The 19,799-nt window shown below is 61.9% G+C and carries 31 protein-coding genes and 1 pseudogene; all 32 read left to right on the top strand.

All coding sequences use genetic code 11. The features are described 5' to 3' along the window. A pseudogene (gene tuf, locus FJ434_RS26445) lies at positions 1-237 on the top strand (elongation factor Tu); the annotation flags it as partial. Positions 238-306: 69 nt separating this feature from the next. After that, positions 307-615, top strand: a complete 309-nt coding sequence (gene rpsJ, locus FJ434_RS26440) for a 30S ribosomal protein S10 (RefSeq protein ID WP_010909272.1) — start codon at positions 307-309, stop codon at positions 613-615. A 61-nt stretch (positions 616-676) separates the two neighbouring features. Beyond that, positions 677-1,399, top strand: a complete 723-nt coding sequence (gene rplC, locus FJ434_RS26435; protein ID WP_140752481.1) for a 50S ribosomal protein L3 — start codon at positions 677-679, stop codon at positions 1,397-1,399. Next, a complete protein-coding gene (rplD, locus tag FJ434_RS26430) occupies positions 1,399-2,019 on the top strand; it encodes a 50S ribosomal protein L4 (RefSeq protein WP_140505208.1) in 621 nt (206 codons plus the stop codon). The genes rplC and rplD overlap by 1 nt, the downstream gene beginning before the upstream one ends. Next, the gene (locus FJ434_RS26425; protein WP_010909275.1) at positions 2,016-2,309 is read left to right on the top strand and encodes a 50S ribosomal protein L23; all 294 of its coding nucleotides are present in this window, start codon (positions 2,016-2,018) and stop codon (positions 2,307-2,309) included. Before rplD ends, FJ434_RS26425 begins: the two co-directional genes overlap by 4 nt. Positions 2,310-2,331: 22 nt before the next feature. Continuing rightward, positions 2,332-3,165 carry a 50S ribosomal protein L2 gene (gene rplB, locus FJ434_RS26420; protein ID WP_140505210.1) on the top strand — a complete coding sequence of 278 codons (834 nt, stop codon included), beginning with the start codon at positions 2,332-2,334 and terminating at the stop codon, positions 3,163-3,165. A gap of 16 nt (positions 3,166-3,181) precedes the next feature. Beyond that, positions 3,182-3,460, top strand: coding sequence for a 30S ribosomal protein S19 (gene rpsS / locus FJ434_RS26415; RefSeq protein ID WP_006205463.1), 279 nt, complete (start codon positions 3,182-3,184; stop codon positions 3,458-3,460). A gap of 2 nt (positions 3,461-3,462) precedes the next feature. Next, a complete protein-coding gene (gene rplV, locus FJ434_RS26410) occupies positions 3,463-3,852 on the top strand; it encodes a 50S ribosomal protein L22 (RefSeq protein ID WP_006205462.1) in 390 nt (129 codons plus the stop codon). Then, positions 3,852-4,577, top strand: a complete 726-nt coding sequence (gene rpsC / locus FJ434_RS26405; protein ID WP_013895697.1) for a 30S ribosomal protein S3 — start codon at positions 3,852-3,854, stop codon at positions 4,575-4,577. Before rplV ends, rpsC begins: the two co-directional genes overlap by 1 nt. Before the next feature lie 27 nt (positions 4,578-4,604). Then, positions 4,605-5,018, top strand: coding sequence for a 50S ribosomal protein L16 (gene rplP, locus FJ434_RS26400; RefSeq protein ID WP_006205460.1), 414 nt, complete (start codon positions 4,605-4,607; stop codon positions 5,016-5,018). Between the two features lie 13 nt (positions 5,019-5,031). Next, positions 5,032-5,232: a 50S ribosomal protein L29 gene (gene rpmC, locus FJ434_RS26395; RefSeq protein ID WP_006205459.1), complete on the top strand. Its 201-nt coding sequence runs from the start codon at positions 5,032-5,034 to the stop codon at positions 5,230-5,232. An 11-nt stretch (positions 5,233-5,243) separates the two neighbouring features. Beyond that, the gene (rpsQ, locus tag FJ434_RS26390) at positions 5,244-5,483 is read left to right on the top strand and encodes a 30S ribosomal protein S17 (RefSeq protein ID WP_010909280.1); all 240 of its coding nucleotides are present in this window, start codon (positions 5,244-5,246) and stop codon (positions 5,481-5,483) included. 84 nt (positions 5,484-5,567) lie between these two features. Continuing rightward, positions 5,568-5,936, top strand: a complete 369-nt coding sequence (gene rplN / locus FJ434_RS26385; protein ID WP_006205457.1) for a 50S ribosomal protein L14 — start codon at positions 5,568-5,570, stop codon at positions 5,934-5,936. Positions 5,937-5,948: 12 nt separating this feature from the next. Further along, entirely contained in the window at positions 5,949-6,263 is a 315-nt protein-coding gene (rplX, locus tag FJ434_RS26380; RefSeq protein WP_006205456.1) for a 50S ribosomal protein L24, read from the top strand. Then, positions 6,256-6,834, top strand: coding sequence for a 50S ribosomal protein L5 (gene rplE / locus FJ434_RS26375; protein ID WP_032935916.1), 579 nt, complete (start codon positions 6,256-6,258; stop codon positions 6,832-6,834). The genes rplX and rplE overlap by 8 nt, the downstream gene beginning before the upstream one ends. Before the next feature lie 27 nt (positions 6,835-6,861). Beyond that, positions 6,862-7,167, top strand: a complete 306-nt coding sequence (rpsN, locus tag FJ434_RS26370) for a 30S ribosomal protein S14 (protein ID WP_010909282.1) — start codon at positions 6,862-6,864, stop codon at positions 7,165-7,167. Between the two features lie 12 nt (positions 7,168-7,179). Beyond that, positions 7,180-7,578: a 30S ribosomal protein S8 gene (rpsH, locus tag FJ434_RS26365; RefSeq protein ID WP_006205453.1), complete on the top strand. Its 399-nt coding sequence runs from the start codon at positions 7,180-7,182 to the stop codon at positions 7,576-7,578. 88 nt (positions 7,579-7,666) lie between these two features. Then, positions 7,667-8,200, top strand: a complete 534-nt coding sequence (gene rplF / locus FJ434_RS26360) for a 50S ribosomal protein L6 (RefSeq protein ID WP_013895694.1) — start codon at positions 7,667-7,669, stop codon at positions 8,198-8,200. Positions 8,201-8,339: 139 nt separating this feature from the next. Beyond that, complete coding sequence (gene rplR / locus FJ434_RS26355; RefSeq protein WP_140752479.1) at positions 8,340-8,699, top strand: 50S ribosomal protein L18; 360 nt, start codon at positions 8,340-8,342, stop codon at positions 8,697-8,699. Between the two features lie 128 nt (positions 8,700-8,827). Then, a complete protein-coding gene (gene rpsE / locus FJ434_RS26350) occupies positions 8,828-9,391 on the top strand; it encodes a 30S ribosomal protein S5 (RefSeq protein WP_032933400.1) in 564 nt (187 codons plus the stop codon). A 24-nt stretch (positions 9,392-9,415) separates the two neighbouring features. Beyond that, positions 9,416-9,613, top strand: a complete 198-nt coding sequence (gene rpmD / locus FJ434_RS26345; RefSeq protein WP_006205449.1) for a 50S ribosomal protein L30 — start codon at positions 9,416-9,418, stop codon at positions 9,611-9,613. 22 nt (positions 9,614-9,635) lie between these two features. Continuing rightward, positions 9,636-10,109 carry a 50S ribosomal protein L15 gene (rplO, locus tag FJ434_RS26340; protein WP_140505214.1) on the top strand — a complete coding sequence of 158 codons (474 nt, stop codon included), beginning with the start codon at positions 9,636-9,638 and terminating at the stop codon, positions 10,107-10,109. 194 nt (positions 10,110-10,303) lie between these two features. Further along, positions 10,304-11,644 (top strand): preprotein translocase subunit SecY, encoded by a 1,341-nt coding sequence (gene secY, locus FJ434_RS26335; RefSeq protein WP_027145578.1) that lies wholly within the window; start codon positions 10,304-10,306, stop codon positions 11,642-11,644. After that, complete coding sequence (locus FJ434_RS26330; RefSeq protein WP_140752477.1) at positions 11,641-12,237, top strand: adenylate kinase; 597 nt, start codon at positions 11,641-11,643, stop codon at positions 12,235-12,237. The genes secY and FJ434_RS26330 overlap by 4 nt, the downstream gene beginning before the upstream one ends. 216 nt (positions 12,238-12,453) lie before the next feature. Beyond that, positions 12,454-12,822 carry a 30S ribosomal protein S13 gene (gene rpsM / locus FJ434_RS26325; RefSeq protein WP_006205445.1) on the top strand — a complete coding sequence of 123 codons (369 nt, stop codon included), beginning with the start codon at positions 12,454-12,456 and terminating at the stop codon, positions 12,820-12,822. A gap of 141 nt (positions 12,823-12,963) precedes the next feature. Beyond that, a complete protein-coding gene (gene rpsK / locus FJ434_RS26320; RefSeq protein WP_006205444.1) occupies positions 12,964-13,353 on the top strand; it encodes a 30S ribosomal protein S11 in 390 nt (129 codons plus the stop codon). A 102-nt stretch (positions 13,354-13,455) separates the two neighbouring features. Beyond that, positions 13,456-14,466 carry a DNA-directed RNA polymerase subunit alpha gene (locus FJ434_RS26315; protein WP_006205443.1) on the top strand — a complete coding sequence of 337 codons (1,011 nt, stop codon included), beginning with the start codon at positions 13,456-13,458 and terminating at the stop codon, positions 14,464-14,466. 101 nt (positions 14,467-14,567) lie between these two features. Next, positions 14,568-14,996, top strand: coding sequence for a 50S ribosomal protein L17 (rplQ, locus tag FJ434_RS26310; RefSeq protein ID WP_027145580.1), 429 nt, complete (start codon positions 14,568-14,570; stop codon positions 14,994-14,996). Positions 14,997-15,172: 176 nt separating this feature from the next. Further along, positions 15,173-16,666, top strand: coding sequence for a DegQ family serine endoprotease (locus tag FJ434_RS26305; RefSeq protein ID WP_140752475.1), 1,494 nt, complete (start codon positions 15,173-15,175; stop codon positions 16,664-16,666). A 140-nt stretch (positions 16,667-16,806) separates the two neighbouring features. Continuing rightward, positions 16,807-18,114, top strand: coding sequence for a replication-associated recombination protein A (locus FJ434_RS26300; RefSeq protein ID WP_140752473.1), 1,308 nt, complete (start codon positions 16,807-16,809; stop codon positions 18,112-18,114). Between the two features lie 412 nt (positions 18,115-18,526). Continuing rightward, positions 18,527-18,784, top strand: coding sequence for a DUF930 domain-containing protein (locus tag FJ434_RS26295; protein WP_246678414.1), 258 nt, complete (start codon positions 18,527-18,529; stop codon positions 18,782-18,784). Between the two features lie 157 nt (positions 18,785-18,941). Beyond that, on the top strand, positions 18,942-19,763 hold the full coding sequence (locus FJ434_RS26290) for an aspartyl/asparaginyl beta-hydroxylase domain-containing protein (RefSeq protein WP_181166124.1): 822 nt from the start codon (positions 18,942-18,944) through the stop codon (positions 19,761-19,763). Positions 19,764-19,799: the final 36 nt, after the last annotated feature.

Here is a 19,799-nt window from a genome sequence, read left to right as displayed (position 1 = left end):
GGTGGCCGTCACACGCCGTTCTTCACCAACTACCGTCCGCAGTTCTACTTCCGCACGACCGACGTGACCGGCATCGTGTCGCTGCCGGAAGGCACCGAGATGGTGATGCCCGGCGACAACATCACGGTCGATGTCGAGCTGATCGTGCCGATCGCCATGGAAGAGAAGCTGCGCTTCGCCATCCGTGAAGGCGGCCGCACCGTCGGTGCCGGCATCGTCGTCACCATCAAAGAGTAATTTGGACTTAAACCGATCTGTCGCGGGCGCCGCAGTTGCCCGCGCCGCGCCAGAACAAGGAAGTGACGCATGAACGGACAGAATATCCGCATCCGCCTGAAGGCGTTTGACCACCGCGTGCTCGACGCCTCGACGAAGGAAATCGTGTCGACGGCCAAGCGCACCGGTGCAAACGTCCGCGGGCCCATTCCGCTGCCGACGCGGATCGAAAAGTTCACGGTCAACCGGTCGCCTCACGTCGACAAGAAGAGCCGCGAGCAGTTCGAGATGCGCACGCACAAGCGTCTGCTCGACATCGTCGATCCGACCCCGCAGACCGTCGATGCTTTGATGAAGCTCGATCTGGCCGCCGGCGTCGACGTCGAGATCAAGCTCTAAGGGAATGAGAGCGCGGTAGGGGGCGGTGTCCCTGGCCCGGAACTCTAAAGGAATTGAACCGATGCGTTCAGGTGTGATTGCAAAGAAGGTGGGAATGACCCGCATCTATAATGATGCCGGGGAACATGTTCCCGTCACCGTTCTCCAGATGGAGAACTGCCAGGTCGTGGCACAGCGCACGCAGGAGAAGAATGGCTACACCGCCGTTCAGCTCGGCGTTGGCCTCGCCAAGGTGAAGAACACGTCGAAGGCGATGCGCGGCCATTTCGCGACCGCTTCCGTCGAGCCGAAGGCGAGGGTTGCCGAGTTCCGCGTCTCCGCCGACAACATGATCGATGTTGGCGCCGAGATCACCGTCGAGCACTTTGTCGCCGGCCAGAAGGTCGATGTGACGGGCACGACGATCGGCAAGGGTTTCCAGGGCGTCATCAAGCGCCACCACATGGGTGGTGGCCGTGCCACGCACGGTAACTCGGTCTCGCACCGTACTCACGGTTCGACTGGCCAGCGTCAGGACCCTGGCAAGGTGTTCAAGGGCAAGCATATGGCTGGCCACATGGGCGACACCCGCGTCACCACGCAGAATGTCGAGATCGTCTCGACCGACGCCGACCGCGGCCTGATCCTGATCCGCGGTGCGGTTCCCGGATCGAAGGGCGCCTGGATCCTGGTCCGCGACGCGGCCAAGGTGGCGCTGCCGGCCAATGCGCCGAAGCCCGCCGCGATCCGCGCTGTTGCGGCGGCTGCGAAGAACGAGGCTCCGGCCACAGAGGGAGCGGAATAATGGATCTCAAGATCACAACGCTCGGCGGTAAAGACGCCGGCAAGCTGGAACTTTCCGATGGAATTTTCGGCCTTGATCCGCGCGAAGACATCCTCCAGCGCGTCGTGCGCTGGCAGCTTGCCAAGAAGCAGCAGGGCACGCACAAGGCAAAGGGCCGCGCCGAAATCGCGCGCACCGGCGCCAAGATGTACAAGCAGAAGGGTACGGGCCGCGCCCGTCACCACTCGGCACGCGCTCCGCAGTTCCGCGGCGGCGGCAAGGCCCACGGCCCGGTCGTTCGCAGCCACGAGCATGAACTGCCCAAGAAGGTTCGTGCGCTTGGCCTCAAGCATGCTCTCTCGGCCAAGGCCAAGAGCGCGTCGATCATCATCATCGACGAGCTGAAGCTGACCGAGGCCAAGACGAAGGCGCTGATCGCGAATTTCGCGACGCTGGGCCTGACCAACGCCCTGGTGATTGGCGGTGCCGAGCTTGACAAGAACTTCAAGCTGGCAGCCACCAACATCCCTAACATCGACGTGCTGCCCATCCAGGGCATCAACGTCTACGACATTCTGCGCCGCGGCACGCTGGTCCTTTCGAAGGCCGCCGTCGAGGCTCTCGAGGAGCGCTTTAAATGACCGACCTTCGTCACTACGACGTGATCGTCTCGCCGGCGATCACCGAAAAGTCGACCATGGCCTCCGAGCAGAACCAGGTCGTCTTCAACGTCGCCAAGAAGGCGTCGAAGCCGGAAATCAAGGCCGCCGTCGAAGCGCTGTTCGGCGTCAAGGTGATGGCCGTGAACACGCTTGTCCGCAAGGGCAAGATCAAGCGCTTCCGCGGCACGATCGGCCGCCAGAGCGACGTCAAGAAGGCGATCGTGACGCTGGCCGACGGCCAGTCGATCGACGTCGCGACGGGTCTCTGAGCAAGGCCGCGAGGACAGGACAATGGCACTTAAGAAATTCAACCCGATAACGCCGAGCACCCGCCAGCTGGTCATCGTCGACCGCTCGGGCCTCTACAAGGGCAAGCCCATCAAGGGCCTGACCGAAGGCCTGACCAAATCGGGCGGTCGCAACAATCACGGCCGCATCACCGCCCGCTTCATCGGCGGCGGTCACAAGCGTTCGTATCGCATTATCGACTTCAAGCGTCGCAAGTTCGACGTTGTCGGCACGGTCGAGCGCATCGAATATGATCCGAACCGCACCGCCTTCATCGCGCTGATCAAGTATGATGATGGTGAGCTGTCCTACATCATCGCTCCGCAGCGTCTGGCTCCCGGCGACAAGATCGTGGCAGGCGAAGCGGTCGACGTGAAGCCGGGCAATGCGATGCCGCTGGCCTCGATGCCGGTCGGCACCATCGTCCACAACATCGAGCTGAAGCCCGGCAAGGGCGCCCAGGTCGCCCGTTCGGCAGGTGGTTACGGCCAGCTGGTCGGCCGCGACCAGGGTATGGCGATCCTGCGCCTCAACTCGGGCGAACAGCGTGTCGTTCACGGCTCCTGCATGGCCACCGTCGGTGCCGTGTCCAATCCGGACCACGGCAACATCAACGATGGCAAGGCCGGCCGCACGGTTTGGCGTGGCAAGCGTCCGCACAATCGCGGCGTGACCATGAACCCGGTCGACCATCCGCACGGCGGCGGCGAAGGCCGCACCTCCGGTGGCCGCCATCCGGTCAGCCCGTGGGGCAAGCCGACCAAAGGCAAGAAGACGCGGTCCAACAAGGCGACCGACAAGTTCATCCTGCGCTCGCGCCATCAGCGCAAGAGCTAAGAAGAGGTAACGCCAAGTGACTCGTTCTATTTGGAAAGGCCCCTTCATCGACGGCTACCTTCTCAAGAAGGTGGACAAGGTTCGTGAAGGTGGTCGCAATGAGGTGATCAAGATGTGGAGCCGTCGCTCCACCATCCTGCCGCAGTTCGTCGGCTTCACCTTCGGTGTCTACAACGGCCAGAAGCATGTTCCCGTCTCGGTGAACGAGGACATGGTCGGTCACAAGTTCGGTGAATTCGCTCCGACGCGGACCTATTACGGTCACGGCGCGGATAAGAAGGCGAAGAGGAAATAATCATGGGCAAGGCCAAAGCTCCGCGCAGGCTTGCTGACAACGAAGCGCGCGCCGTGTTGCGCACGATCCGTATCAGCCCGCAGAAGCTGAACCTGGTTGCCGCGCTGATCCGCGGCAAGAAGGTCGCGACAGCGCTTTCCGATCTCGAATTCTCGGCCAAGCGGATTTCCGGCACGGTCAAGAAGACGCTGGAATCGGCAATCGCCAACGCGGAAAACAACCACGACCTCGACGTCGATGCTCTGATCGTGGCGGAAGCCTATGTCGGCAAGTCAATCGTCATGAAGCGGTTCCACGCTCGTGGCCGTGGTCGCGCCAGCCGTATCGAGAAGCCGTTCTCGCACCTCACGATCGTCGTTCGTGAAGTCGAAGAAAAAGGGGAGGCCGCATAATGGGCCAGAAAGTCAATCCGATCGGTCTTCGCCTCGGCATCAACCGCACCTGGGATTCGCGCTGGTTCGCGAACACCGGCGAGTACGGCAAGCTGCTGCATGAGGACATTAAGATCCGCAAGTATCTTGAGAAGGAGCTCAAGCAGGCCGCGATCTCGAAGGTCGTGATCGAGCGTCCGCACAAGAAGTGCCGCGTCACCATCCATGCCGCGCGCCCGGGTCTGATCATCGGCAAGAAGGGCGCCGACATCGAGAAGCTTCGCAAGAAGCTGATGGAGATGACGAAGTCCGAGACGCACCTCAACATCGTCGAAGTGCGCAAGCCGGAAATCGACGCGACCCTGGTCGCCCAGTCGATCGCCCAGCAACTCGAGCGTCGCATCGCGTTCCGCCGCGCCATGAAGCGTGCCGTGCAGTCGGCCATGCGCCTCGGTGCCGAAGGCATCCGCATCAACTGCGCCGGCCGCCTTGGCGGCGCCGAGATCGCGCGCATGGAATGGTACCGTGAAGGTCGCGTGCCGCTGCATACGCTGCGCGCCGATGTCGACTACGGCACGGCCGAGGCGAATACGGCCTACGGCATTTGCGGCGTCAAGGTCTGGGTATTTAAGGGCGAAATCCTCGAGCACGATCCGATGGCTTCGGAGCGTCGTGCGACCGAGGGTGATGCTGCGCATGGCGGTGGTGGTGATCGCGAACGCGGTCGTCGTCGCGAAAACGCCTGAGACATTTAGGAATTTGGAGTTAGAACGATGCTGCAGCCAAAGCGCACAAAGTTCCGCAAGCAGTTCAAGGGCCGTATCCATGGTACCGCAAAGGGCGGCACCAACCTGGATTTCGGTGGTTTCGGGCTGAAGGCGCTTGAGCCGAACCGTGTCACCGCGCGTGAGATCGAGGCGGCCCGCCGCGCGATCACTCGCGAAATGAAGCGCGCCGGCCGCGTGTGGATCCGTATTTTCCCGGATGTGCCGGTCACGTCGAAGCCGACCGAAGTCCGCATGGGCAAGGGCAAGGGCGCGGTCGACTACTGGGCGGCGCGCGTCAAGCCGGGCCGCATCATGTTCGAGATCGATGGCGTCAATGAAGAAACCGCCCGTGAGGCGCTGCGTCTCGGCGCGGCCAAGCTCTCGGTCAGGACGCGCTTCGTACAGCGCATCGCAGAATAAGGACGGGCTGATCATGAAAGCCGAAGACATCCGGACCAAGACCCAGGACCAGCTGACCGACGACCTGGCCAGCCTGAAGAAGGAGCAGTTCAACCTGCGCTTCCAGAAGGCCACCGGCCAGCTCGAGAAGACCGCGCGCGTGAGGCAGGTTCGCAAGGACATTGCGCGTATCAAGACCATCGCTGCGGAAAAGTCCGCGGCCAAGAAGGCTTAAGGACGAAAACCATGCCAAAGCGCATTCTGCAGGGCACCGTCGTCAGCGACAAGAACGAGAAGACGGTTGTCGTCAAGGTCGAACGGCGCTTCACGCATCCCGTGATGAAGAAGACCGTGCGCATGACCAAGAAGTACAAGGCGCACGACGAGAACAACGCCCACAAGGTCGGCGATCAGGTGTTCATCCAGGAATCGAAGCCGATTTCCAAGGACAAGCGCTGGATCGTCGTGTCCTCGGACCAAGCCTGACCTCCGGGCGTAAACAACGAATTTTGGACAGACCGGGGAGGGGCTTCGAGCCCGTCCCGTTAGAAAAGAAGAAGGCGGCCAGTCATGATTCAGATGCAAACAAACCTCGACGTGGCGGATAATTCCGGCGCGCGTCGTGTCATGTGCATCAAGGTGCTGGGCGGCTCGAAGCGGAAATACGCTTCCGTGGGCGACATCATCGTGGTGTCGATCAAGGAAGCCATTCCGCGCGGCCGCGTTAAGAAAGGCGACGTGATGAAGGCGGTCGTGGTTCGCACGGCCAAGGACATCCGCCGCCCGGACGGCAGCGTGATCCGTTTCGACAAGAACGCGGCCGTTCTCGTCGACAACAAGAAAGAGCCGATCGGCACGCGTATCTTCGGACCGGTTCCGCGCGAACTCCGCGCCAAGAACCACATGAAGATCATCTCGCTCGCGCCTGAAGTGCTGTAAGGAGCCGGACCAATGCAAAAGATTAGAAAAGGCGACAAGGTCGTCGTGCTGGCCGGCAAGGACAAGGGCCGTTCGGGCGAAGTCCTCTCGGTTCAGCCGAAGGATGACACCGCATTGGTGCGCGGCGTCAACATGATCCGTCGTCACCAGAAGCAGTCCCAGTCCCAAGAGGGCGGGATCATCACCAAGGAAGCGCCGATCCAGCTGTCGAACATCGCGCTGGCCGACCCGAAGGATGGCAAGCCGACCCGCGTCGGTTTCATCTTCCAGAAGGACGGCAAGAAGGTGCGCGTCGCCAAGCGCTCGGGAGAAGTCATCAATGGCTAAGGCTCAAACCAAGCAGGCGACTGCCAACAACACGCCGCGCCTCAAGCAGGTCTACAACGAGACCATCCGCAAGGCGCTGCAGGAGCAATTCGGCTACGACAACGAGATGCAGGTTCCGCGCATCGACAAGATCGTGCTGAACATGGGTGTGGGCGAAGCGACCGCCGATTCGAAGAAGCCTTCGGTCGCGGCCGAGGACCTGGCGATGATCGCCGGCCAGAAGGCCGTCGTGACCCGCGCCCGCAATTCGATCGCGGGCTTCAAGGTTCGCGAGAAGATGCCGATCGGCGCCAAGGTCACGCTGCGCAAGGAACGCATGTACGAGTTCCTCGATCGCCTCGTGAACATTGCGCTGCCGCGCGTCCGCGACTTCCGCGGATTGAATCCGAAGAGCTTCGATGGCCGTGGCAACTACGCCATGGGCATCAAGGAACACATCGTGTTCCCGGAGATCAACTACGACAAGGTTGATCAGATCTGGGGCATGGACGTCATCGTTTGTACGACTGCGAAGACGGACGACGAAGCCAGGGCTTTGCTCAAGGCTTTCAACTTCCCCTTCCGCCAGTAACGGCAGCGAGAAAAGGAAAAATCTGAAATGGCAAAGACCAGCTCAGTCGAGAAGAACAACAGGCGCCGCAAGCTTGCCGACCAGTACGGTCCCAAGCGCGCCGCGCTGAAGGCGATCATCATGGATCAGTCCAAGCCGATGGAAGAGCGCTTCCGCGCTCAGCTGAAGCTTGCTGCCCTGCCGCGCAACTCGGCCAAGATCCGCATCCGCAACCGCTGCGAAGTCACCGGCCGTCCGCGTGCCTACTATCGCAAGCTCAAAGTATCGCGCATCGCGCTTCGGGACCTCGGCAATAACGGCCAGATCCCGGGCCTGGTCAAGTCGAGCTGGTAAGGAGGACATAACATGTCATTGAGCGATCCTCTCGGCGATATGCTGACCCGCATCCGCAACGCCTATGGCCGCAAGAAGTCGAGTGTCTCGACGCCGGCCTCGCGTCTGCGCACCCGCGTCCTCGACGTGCTGAAGGCTGAAGGCTATATCCGCGATTACAGCCAGACCGACTTCGACAACGGCAAGTCCGAGATCGAAATCGAGCTGAAGTATTTCGACGGTGCTCCGGTCGTGCGCGAAATCGCCCGCGTTTCGAAGCCCGGCCGCCGCGTTTACGTTTCGGCCAAGTCGATCCCGCACGTCGCCAACGGCCTCGGCATCGCCATCCTTTCGACGCCGAAGGGCGTGATGGCCGACCACGAAGCACGCGAGCAGAACGTCGGCGGCGAGATCCTCTGCCAGATCTTCTGATCTGGCAGCTCACCGCAAATTGGAATCCGGTCTTCGGATCGTTCCGAAGACAGAGACCTGAAACAAGAGAAGTGACGAGGACAACAAAATGTCTCGTATTGGAAAGAAACCCGTTTCGCTGCCGCAGGGCGTGACCGCGACCGTCAACGGCCAGACCGTGACGGCGAAGGGCCCCAAGGGCGAGCTGAAGTTCGTGGTGAACGACGAAGTGCTGGTCAAGATGGAAGGCAGCGAGATCGCTGTCCAGCCGCGCGACCAGACCAAGACAGCTCGCTCCAAGTGGGGCATGTCGCGCACGCAGATCGTCAACATCCTGCAGGGTGTCAAGGACGGCTTCGAGAAGAAGCTCGAGATCACCGGCGTCGGCTATCGCGCTGCCTTGCAGGGTAAGAACCTGCAGCTGGCTCTTGGCTTCAGCCATGATGTCGTCTACGAGACGCCGGCCGGCATCACGATCACCGTGCCCAAGCCGACCGAAATCACCGTGGCCGGCATCGACAAGCAGCAGGTCGGCCAGGTTGCCGCGGAAATCCGCGAATACCGCGGTCCCGAGCCCTACAAGGGCAAGGGTGTCCGTTACGCCGGCGAGAAGATCGTCCGCAAGGAAGGCAAGAAGAAGTAGTCTGCTTGGCCCTGAAAAGTTGCAGACTTTTCGGACAGGGCCAGGCCACGGAAGTGGTAACGCCGCGGGGAGCGGTCGCGGGAGGCGCTTCGCCTGCCGCATATGGCGGCCCCCGTTTTTTGAAGGCAAGGAAGACATCATGGGTACCAAGGAAGCTATCCAGCGCCGTGCGCAACGCGTCCGCCGCCAGATCAAGAAAGTCGCCGGCGAGCGTCCGCGCCTTTCTGTGCACCGCACATCGAAGAACATCTACGTCCAGGTGATCGACGACGCCAAGGGGCACACTATCGCTGCCGCCTCGACGCTCGAGAAGGACTTCAAGGGTTCACTCAAGACCGGCGCCGACACCGCCGCCGCCGCCGCGATCGGCAAGCTGATCGCCGAGCGCGCCGCCAAGGCCGGCGTCAAGGAAGTCGTCTTCGACCGTGGCCCGTACATCTATCACGGCCGCGTCAAGGCGCTGGCCGAGGCTGCCCGCGAAGGCGGTCTCAGCTTCTAATGCATGATCCCGAAAAGTTGCAGACTTTTCGGACAAGATCATGCAAAGGAGAAGTTCACCGCTGATGACCCAAAAGCGGCATCAGCAATCAGCAACCCGTGCTTCCGGAAAAGAACAAGGAACAGGATATGGCACAGGAACGTAGGGAAGGCGGCCGCGGCCGCGAGCGTGAAGAGCGCGATGACGGCATGGTGGACAAGCTCGTCCACATCAATCGCGTCGCCAAGGTCGTCAAGGGTGGCCGCCGCTTCGGCTTCGCCGCACTCGTCGTCGTCGGCGACCAGAAGGGCCGTGTCGGCTTTGGTCACGGCAAGGCGCGCGAAGTGCCGGAAGCCATTCGCAAGGCAACCGAATCGGCCAAGCGCGACATGATCTTCGTGCCGCTGCGCTCGGGCCGCACGCTGCATCACGACGTCGAAGGACGCTGGGGTGCGGGGCGCGTGCTGCTGCGCGCCGCCAAGCAGGGTACCGGCATCATCGCCGGCGGCCCGATGCGCGCCGTCTTCGAGACGCTCGGCATGCATGACGTGGTCGCCAAGTCGATGGGTTCGTCGAACCCCTACAACATGGTTCGCGCCACCTTCGACGCGCTGAAGAGCCAGATGCATCCCAAGGATGTGGCTGCGGCGCGCGGCATCAAGTATTCGACCCTTCAGGCCCGCCGCGGCACCGCCGTTGCGGCTGAAGAATAGTCGACCTGACCAGGGATTTTGACCATGGCCAAGAAAGCAACCAAGACCATCACTGTTGAGCAGATCGGCTCGCCGATCCGCCGTCCGAAGGAACAGCGCGCGACGCTGGTCGGCCTCGGCCTCAACAAGATGCACAAGCAGCGCACGCTGGAGGATACGCCCTCCGTGCGCGGCATGATCGCTGCCGTCCAGCATCTCGTCCGCGTCGTGGACGAGGGCTGAGCCAAAGCGCAGGAGAAGCAAGATGAAACTCAACGATCTGCGTGACAAGGACGGCGCGACGCACTCCAAGAAGCGTCTCGGCCGTGGCATCGGCTCAGGTTCCGGCAAGACCGCCGGTCGCGGCGTCAAGGGGCAGAAGGCGCGCTCCGGCGTTGCCGTCAACGGCTTCGAGGGTGGCCAGATGCCGCTCTACCGGCGCCTGCCGAAGCGTGGCTTCAACAACATCTTCGCCAAGAGCTTCGTTGTCGTCTCGCTGGCCCGCATCCAGGAAGCCGTCGATGCCAAGAAGCTTGACGTCAAGGCAACCGTGACGGCCGAAACGCTTGTCGCCGCCGGCGTCATCCGTCGCGTCAAGGATGGCGTGCGCGTGCTGTCCGACGGCGAACTCAAGGCCAAGCTTGCCTTCGACGTCGCCGGCGCCTCCAAGGCCGCGATCGAGAAGATCGAAAAGGCCGGTGGTTCGGTCAAGCTACCGGAAAAGGCAGCTGCCGAGTAACGGCAATTTGAAGCGCGGTCGGCAAGTGTGGCATTCGCTTTTTGCTTTCGATCGCGCTTTGATCTGCTCAATTTAGCGGCCGCGTCAACGCGGCCGCTTGCATGTTTACAGCCCGGAGCTTATCTCGTGAGTTTCGGTGAAACGCACCGCCTGACCCCACGGGCCATCAAGCGTTACCAAGCGGAGAATCAGGCATGGCTTCGGCTGCTGAACAACTAGCCTCGAATCTGAATTTCTCGGCCTTCGCCAAGGCGGAGGACCTGAAGAAGCGCATCTGGTTCACCATCGGCGCGTTGCTCGTCTATCGGCTCGGCACCTACATCCCGCTTCCCGGCATTAATCCCGACGCCTTCGCCCAGGCTTTCTCCTCGCAGAGCAAGGGCGTGCTCGGCATGTTCAACATGTTCGCCGGCGGTGCCGTGCAGCGCATGGCGATCTTCGCGCTCGGCATCATGCCCTATATCTCCGCCTCCATCATCATGCAGCTGATGACCTCGGTCATTCCCTCGCTGGAAGGGCTTAAGAAGGAGGGCGAGCAGGGCCGCAAGGTCATCAACCAATACACGCGCTACGGCACCGTGCTCCTAGCGCTGGTGCAGGCCTACGGCATTTCGGTCGGGCTGGAGAACGGTAACGGCATCGTCAATGATCCCGGCATGTTCTTCCGCCTCTCGACCGTCGTCACGCTGGTCGGCGGCACCATGTTCCTGATGTGGCTTGGCGAACAGATCACCGCGCGCGGCATCGGCAACGGCATTTCACTGATCATCTTCTCCGGCATCGTCGCCGGCCTGCCGCGTGCCATTTCCGGCACGCTGGAACTTGGCCGCACCGGCGCGCTGTCGACCGGCCTGATCCTGGCGATCATCGTGCTGGCCATTGTCGTCATCGCGCTCATCGTCTTCTTCGAGCGCGCGCAGCGCCGCCTGCTGATCCAGTATCCGAAGCGCCAGGTCGGCAACCGCATGTTCCAGGGCGATACCTCGCACCTGCCGCTCAAGCTCAACACGTCGGGCGTCATCCCGCCGATCTTCGCGTCGTCGCTGCTCCTGCTGCCGGCCACCGTCGCCGGCTTCTCGCAGACGACCAACATGCCGGCCTGGGCGAGCACCATCCTGGCCTCGCTCGGCCACGGCCAGCCGCTCTACATGGCTTTCTACGCGGCGATGATCGTGTTCTTCGCCTTCTTCTATACCGCGATTGTCTTCAATCCGAAGGACACCGCCGACCAGCTCAAGAAGCATTCGGGCTTCATCCCGGGCTACCGCCCGGGCGAGCGCACCGCCGACTACATCGATTACGTTCTCACCCGCATCACCGTCGTCGGCGCCATCTACCTGGTGCTGGTGTGCCTGCTGCCGGAGTTCCTGATCTCGGCGACTGGCGTACCATTCTACCTTGGTGGCACATCGCTTCTGATCGTGGTCAGTGTCACGCTCGATACGGTTGCGCAGATTCAGGGTCACCTGATCGCGCACCAGTATGAAGGGCTGATCAAGAAGTCGAAGCTGCGCGGGGGGAAGAAAGCCAGATGAGGTTGATTTTGCTTGGGCCGCCGGGGGCGGGCAAGGGGACACAAGCACAAAGACTGGTAGAAAAACACGGCATACCCCAGCTCTCGACGGGTGACATGCTGCGTGCCGCCGTCCAGGCGGGTACCGAGGTCGGCAAGCGCGCCAAGGCGGTGATGGATGCCGGCGAGCTGGTCTCGGACACCATCGTCAACGCCATTGTCGCTGAGCGTATTGATCAGGCCGACTGCGTCAGGGGTTTCATCCTCGATGGTTATCCGCGTACGCTGGTGCAGGCCGATGCGGTCGAATCGATGCTCTCGGAGCGCGGCATTGGTCTCGATACGGTCATTGAACTTGTCGTCGACGACAGGGCCCTGGTCGGTCGGATCGTCAAGCGCGCCGATGATGCCAAGGCGGCTGGCCAGCCGGTGCGCAAGGACGACAATCCCGCTGTGTTCGAAGAGCGCCTGCGGGAGTACTACAAGAAAACCGCTCCGCTGACGGGCTACTATTACGCCAAGGGCAAGCTCAAGACCGTGGACGGCATGGCCAGTATCGACGCGGTGACCGCGGAGATCGAAGCTGTGGTCGCGGCGGCGGCGAAGGCGCGGTAAGGGAATTTAAAGATTAAGCTTGACGGAGGCGGCTCGCTGCGGTATGGCGGCCCGTCTTCCTATCAGGTGCGCATTTTGCTTGCCCGCAAGGGCAAGGCAGTTGCTTTGAACTGGAAACTCCCGCAAGGGCCGGCCTCCACCGGACGCGGGGCAATGTGGATAGCGCCGGATCTGCCTTTTTGAGGGTTGGCCGGCCCATATGGAGAAGAGAAGAACATGGCTCGTATAGCCGGCGTCAACATTCCGACCAACAAGCGCGTCGTCATCGCGCTTCAGTACATTCACGGCATTGGCAAGAAGTTCGCCCAGGAGATCGTCGACAAGGTCGGCATCCCGGCCGAGCGCCGCGTCAACCAGCTGACCGACGCGGAAGTGCTGCAGATCCGCGAGACCATCGACCGTGATTACCAGGTCGAAGGCGACCTGCGCCGCGAAGTGTCGATGAACATCAAGCGTCTGATGGATCTCGGCTGCTACCGCGGCCTGCGTCACCGCCGCTCGCTGCCGGTTCGCGGTCAACGCACGCACACCAATGCACGTACCCGCAAGGGCCCGGCCAAGTCGATCGCCGGCAAGAAGAAGTAATTGGGGGTGAGTAGCTGTTAGTGAGTAGTGAGAACCGGCGTTAACGCCTGCACCTCGTCACTACTCACCAATTCACTATTCACTTTTCCAGGTGGAGCCGCTGGCATTACGGCGGTGTAGAGATCAACTGAAAGGACTACCATGGCCAAGGAAGCCGCACGTGTTCGCCGCCGCGAACGCAAGAACATCTCGTCGGGCGTTGCCCATGTCAATTCGACCTTCAACAACACGATGATCACCATTACCGACGCGCAGGGCAATTCAATCGCCTGGTCGTCGGCCGGTGCCCAGGGCTTCAAGGGTTCGCGCAAGTCGACCCCGTTCGCCGCCCAGATGGCTGCCGAGGACGTTGCCAAGAAGGCCCAGGAACACGGCATGCGCATGCTCGAAGTCGAGGTCTGCGGACCGGGCTCCGGTCGTGAATCGGCGCTGCGCGCCCTGCAGGCGGCTGGCTTCACCATCACCTCGATCCGTGATGTGACGCCGATCCCGCACAATGGCTGCCGCCCGCGCAAGAAGCGCCGCGTCTAAGCAATTTATCGAACGCCGCGTGAGCGCCCAAGGCGCTCCTCCGCGGTATTCCAGGTCGCCCGCCACGATTGGATGGTGGTGGGTCAACGGAAGGAAAGCATCATGATCCAGAAAAATTGGCAGGAACTGATCAAGCCGAACAAGATCGAGTTCTCGTCGAAGAAGAAGACGCTGACCACGCTGGTCGCTGAGCCGCTCGAACGCGGCTTTGGCCTGACGCTCGGCAACGCGCTGCGCCGCGTGCTCCTGTCTTCGCTGCGCGGTGCGGCTGTCACCGCCGTGCAGATCGACGGTGTTCTGCATGAATTCTCGTCCATCGCCGGCGTGCGCGAGGACGTGACCGACATCGTCTTGAATATCAAGGAAATCGCCATCCGCATGGAAGGCGATGGCCCCAAGCGCATGGTCGTGCGCAAGCAGGGCCCGGGCGCGGTTCTGGCCGGCGACATCCAGACGGTTGGCGACGTCGAGATCCTCAACCCCGACCACGTCATCTGCACGCTGGACGAAGGCGCTGAAATCCGCATGGAATTCACCGTCGACACGGGCAAGGGTTATGTGCCTGCGGAGCGCAACCGCGCCGAAGACGCGCCGATCGGCCTGATCCCGGTCGATAGCTTGTATTCGCCGGTCAAGAAGGTCTCCTACAAGGTCGAGAACACCCGCGAGGGCCAGGTTCTCGACTATGACAAGCTGACCATGACCATCGAGACCGACGGTTCGATCTCGGGCGAGGATGCGGTGGCTTTCGCCGCCCGCATCCTGCAGGACCAGCTTGGCCTGTTCGTCAACTTCGACGAGCCGCAGAAGGAAGTCGCCGCGGAAGCGGTCACCGAGCTCGCCTTCAATCCGGCGCTGCTCAAGAAGGTCGACGAACTCGAGCTTTCGGTTCGTTCGGCCAACTGCCTGAAGAACGACAACATCGTCTACATCGGCGATCTCATCCAGAAGACCGAAGCCGAGATGCTGCGCACCCCGAACTTCGGCCGCAAGTCGCTGAACGAGATCAAGGAAGTTCTGGCGGCGATGGGCCTGCACCTCGGTATGGAAGTGCCGGACTGGCCGCCGGAAAACATCGAAGACCTCGCAAAGCGTTACGAAGACCAATATTGAGCATGAACTCCAAGGATCGGCGGCGTGAGCCGCTCGATCCGACGGTCGTGCGGAAAACCATCAGAGGCCGTGGCCTCTTGAACTGAAGAAGGAAGAGAGCCATGCGCCACGGTTTCAAAGGCCGCCGCTTCGCCCGCAGCATAAGCCACCGCAAGTCGATGTTCGCCAACCTGGCGGTGTCGCTGCTCGAGCACGAGCAGATCGTCACCACCTTGCCGAAGGCGAAGGACCTGCGTCCAATCGTCGAGAAGCTGGTGACGCTCGGCAAGCGCGGTGACCTGCACGCCCGCCGCCAGGTGATCGCGCAGATCGGCAATGAAGGCGTCGTCAAGCGCCTGTTCGATACCATCGCCCCGCGCTACGCCACCCGCAACGGCGGCTATTTGCGCATCATGAAGGCCGGCTTCCGTCACGGCGACAATGCCGCGATGGCGGTCATCGAGTTCGTCGACCGCGACACCTCGGCCAAGGGCGCCGGCGACCGCGCCCGCATCGAAGCCGAAGGCACGGACGAAGCCGCAGCCGCATAAGGTTTCGTCTTTCCAGATTGATTTAAAGGGGCCCGCGGGCCCCTTTTTCGTATTCCGCGCGCAAGTCGTACCCAAAAATGTTGATTGCCGCGAAAATAATCGGATTTCAGCGGCTTAGCCTTTCATTTTGCACATTCGTCGGGACAATGCGCCCGAACTCGCTTGGAGGATTCGCAATGCGCGCCAAAAAACTGTCCCTTGTTCTGCTCTGCGCCTTCATGGTGTTCGCAGCCGCACCGGCAGTCCGGCAGGCGCTGGCCGAGGACGCCGCCAAGCCAGCCGATCCGGGGCTCTCCGATGTACTGACCGACTTGTTGCATGGCGTCGAAGGCGAGAATGCCACTTCCGGCCCGGACAAGCGCGTGCCGTTCGGCCGCGAGGAGGTCCAGCTTTCCTTCGCGCCGCTGGTCAAGCAGACGGCGCCGGCCGTGGTCAATGTCTATGCCTCGCAGACGGCCAAGGTGACCTCGCCTTTCGAAGGCGATCCCTTCTTCGAGGAGTTTTTCGGCCGCGCCCAGCCGCGCGCGCAGTCTTCGCTGGGCTCGGGCGTGCTGGTCGATCCGAGCGGTGTCATCGTCACCAACTTCCATCTCATCAAGGACGCCGACGAGGTCAAGGTGGCGACCGCCGACGGCCGCGAATTCGCCAGCAAGGTGATGCTCAAGGACGAAACGCTCGATCTGGCCGTGCTCAAGATCGAGTCCGACAAGCCGTTTCCGGTCATCGCCATCGGCGATTCCGACGCGCTCGAGGTCGGCGACCTGGTGCTGGCCATCGGCAATCCCTTCGGCGTCGGCCAGACCACCACCAGCGGTATCGTTTCCGCCCTTGCTCGCAGCCATATCGGCGTTTCGGACTCTGGCTATTTCATCCAGACCGATGCCGCCATCAATCCCGGCAATTCCGGCGGTGCGCTGATCAATATGGGCGGCCAACTTGTGGGCATCAACACCGCCATCTACAGCCGCAGCGGCGGCTCGATCGGTATCGGGTTTGCCATCCCCGCCAATATGGTGCGGGCTTTCGCCGATGCCGCCAAGGCCGGCCTCGATTTCTTCGAACGGCCCTATGTCGGCGCCGAATTCGAAGCGGTGACGCCGCAGATCGCCGAATCGCTCGGCATGGAAAAGCCAATCGGGGCGCTGGTCTCCTCGGTCGACGCGACGGGTCCCGCCGGCAAGGCAGGGCTGAAGCCGGGCGATGTCGTGCTGCAGATCAACGGCAAGCCGGTCGAGAGCATCGAGGCGCTGGACTATCGCATGGCGACGCTGTCGATCGGCACCAAGGCAAATTTCGCGATCCTGACCAAGGGCCAGCAGGCGGCGATGGACATCGCGCTGGAGCGCGCGCCGGAGGGGGCAAAAGCCTCGGAAGTGACGCTGCATGGCCGCAGCCCGTTCTCGGGCGCGAAGGTCTCGGAACTGTCGCCGCGGCTTGCCCAGAAGCTCGGCCTGCGCACCGATCTCAAGGGCGTGACCGTGATCGACATCAACCGTGATTCGCCGGCCGCCGATTTCGGCTTCCAGCCGGGCGACGTCGTGCGCGAGGTCAACGGCACCAGCATCGACACCGCCGCAACGCTGGCGCAGGTAGCGCAGCAGGATACGCGCTGGTGGCGCTTTACCGTCGAGCGCGGTGGGCAGATACTGCGCCAGGTATTGCGTTACTGAGTTCGAGCCCCTGAAGGGATCGCGCTTCAAACTTACAGCGGATCAGCGTTTTGCCGAAACGCCGATCTGCTCCTTGTTTTGACGCAATTCCGGACGGAAAACCGCTTCACGGTTTTCCTGGGATTGCTCTGAGGAAGTGCATGGCCGATCTGTTCAGCGTCGACGAACCGGATAAGGTGCCGCCCGGGCGGCCGCTGGCCGACAGGTTGCGTCCGAAGAACCTTGGCGAGGTCGTCGGCCAGGAGCATTTGACGGGCCCCGATGGCGCGCTGACCCGGCTGATCGGCTCCGGTTCGTTGGGCTCGATGATCTTCTGGGGGCCGCCCGGCACCGGCAAGACCACGGTGGCGAGGCTGCTCGCCGGCGAGACCAGCCTTGCCTTCGAGCAGATATCGGCCGTCTTTTCCGGCGTCGCCGATCTGAAGAAAGTGTTCGAGGCGGCCAAGTTGCGCCGCGCCAACGGCCGCCAAACCCTTCTTTTCGTTGACGAGATCCACCGCTTCAACCGTGCCCAGCAGGATTCTTTTCTCCCCGTCATGGAGGATGGGACGGTCGTCCTGGTCGGCGCCACAACCGAAAACCCGTCCTTCGAACTCAACGCGGCCTTGTTATCGCGCGCGCGGGTCATGGTCTTCCATTCGCTCGGCGAAGACAGTATCGCCAAGCTGATGACGCGGGCGGAGGAGACAGAGGGCAGGGCGCTGCCGCTCGATGACGAGGCGCGGGCGATGCTCATCCGCATGAGCGATGGCGACGGGCGCGCATCGCTGACGCTGGCCGAGGAAGTCTGGCGTGCCGCCAAGCCTGGCGAGATATTCGATCCCGAAGGGCTGCAGCGCATCGTCCAGCGCCGTGCGCCGATCTACGACAAGGGCCAGGATGGCCATTACAACCTGATCTCGGCGCTGCACAAGTCGGTGCGCGGCTCGGATCCGGATGCCGCACTCTACTATCTCGCGCGCATGTTCGATGCCGGCGAGGATCCGCTCTATCTCGGCCGCCGGCTGGTACGCATGGCGATGGAGGACATCGGGCTTGCCGATCCGCAGGCACTGGTCATCGCCAATGCCGCCAAGGATGCCTATGACTATCTCGGTTCTCCAGAGGGCGAACTCGCTTTCGCCGAGGCCACGGTTTATCTCGCCACCGCGCCCAAATCCAACGCCGTCTATACGGCCTTCAAGGCAGCCACGCGGGCCGCGAAGGAACATGGCTCACTGCTGCCGCCCAAGCATATCCTCAACGCACCGACCAAGCTGATGAAAGAGGAGGACTACGGCGCCGGCTACCGTTACGACCATGATGAGCCGGACGCCTTTTCAGGCCAGGACTATTTTCCCGAAAAGATGGGTCGACAGACCTTTTACGATCCGCCCGAGCGTGGTTTCGAGCGCGATATCAGAAAGCGGCTCGACTACTGGGCAAAGCTGCGCAAAGAGCGGGAATAGCCGGTGGTCGTCACGCTTCGGGACGAGGCTTCGCCCTGGGGCATTTCAACTTCGGTCGTCCTCCATACACTGTTCGCCGCGACACTGGCATTGATGCCGTTGCCGAAGCGGCCGAACCGGCTGGAGGAAGAGCGGGTGTCGGTCAACATCCTGGCGCCTGAACAGTTCGAGGCATCGGCGAGACCGCCGCCGGCCTCCGCCGCTGCGGCGGTGCCGGAGGCGAGGGCGGCAGAGCCACCGCCTGCTTCGAACCCGCCCAAAACTCAACCGCCCGCCGCGCTTGCCATGATTCGCCCGACGAGGATGCTGTCGGCCAAGACCCTGGCCGATCCGCGCAGCAGGCCAGGCGCGCGCCGATCTCAAGACCTTCGCATCCGACGAGGGGATGGTGCAGCTTTGCAACCTGGAGGCCATGGATCAGATCCGCCAATGGCATGCGGATTTCCAGCCGGAGCGGGTGGTGCCCTACGCAACCGCCGAGGAAAAGATCACCGGCACGACGATCGCCGCTGATGGTGCGGCTTTTCGCAGCCGCAAAAACTGGTACAGTCTTAAGGTCAAATGCCAGCTCGCACAGGACGGCGAAAGCGTCATTGGCTTCGAGTTCCTGGTCGGCGATCCCGTGGCCAGGGACAAATGGGACGAGCTTGGCTTGCCGGCGGTGCATTGACAGCCCGGCAGGCTTCACCAGGCAGCCAGCCCGGCCGGATACCATGGCCGTTGTGCGGTGACCCAAAAAACCTTATCAAGGCGCACGGTCGGGCGGTGGCCGTTGCCATGATTTGGGCATCTCATTCGCAACAGGATCGCGCATCGCGCGTGGAAAAATGACAAAAACCCTTCGCAAATCGCTTCGCAAATTCGCTATTGCCATCCCGATTCTTGCCCTTGGCTTCTATTTCATACCGATCCTGACGACGATCTTCATCGTCTGTGGTCTGATCGATGTGCTGCGCAACGACAGGAAGGATCTGGCGCTGTTCAGCGGCTACTTCCTTGGCAACGGGCTTTTCACCTGGTTGCTCTCACCCTTCAACCTGCTGGTCGATCTTCTGTGCTACAGAAATCCGGGCGTGTGGAAGCTGGAGCAGTTTCCCGCCGACTATCAGCGTGAGGTCAACGAGGTCCTTGATGTCTTCAAGGCGCGCAAGGATGAGATCATCGCCGATATCGACGCCAATTTCGGCGCCGGCCGGCGCGGCATGTATGTCTACCAGTGGTACGGCAAGCACAGGATAGACAACGTCGAGGAATTCAACAAGGATTTCAAATACATCAAGACGATCGCCGTTTCCGTCTTCAGCAAGCGCGAATCGACCTCCTGGCATTTCGGGCCGCTGCGGCTCAGCCTGCGCATCCTCTACAATCTGATCCCGGTGAAAGCTGAGATTTTCGTCGAATGCGGCAATGTCAAGAACTACTGGTACGACAATCCGCAGTTCATTTTCGACGACACGCTGCTGCATCGCTCGGTCAACGAATATGATGGCCGCCGCTACTGCGTGTTCATGGATATTATCAGGCCGTCCCCGGTGCCTCGCCTGATCGCTGGCATGCTTGCGGTCGTCTCGGTGAGCGTCGAGCGCATCAATTCGATGTTCTACAAGAACTGGAAGATGATCGGCTCCACAAAGCCGAAAACCACCTGATCTGAAGAGCGGCTGAAGCTGCCTGGTCCGCCGGCA

This window comes from Mesorhizobium sp. B2-5-13, assembly GCF_006440535.1.
GTDB lineage: Bacteria > Pseudomonadota > Alphaproteobacteria > Rhizobiales > Rhizobiaceae > Mesorhizobium > Mesorhizobium salmacidum.
This window is presented reverse-complemented; position numbering and strand designations above follow the sequence as displayed.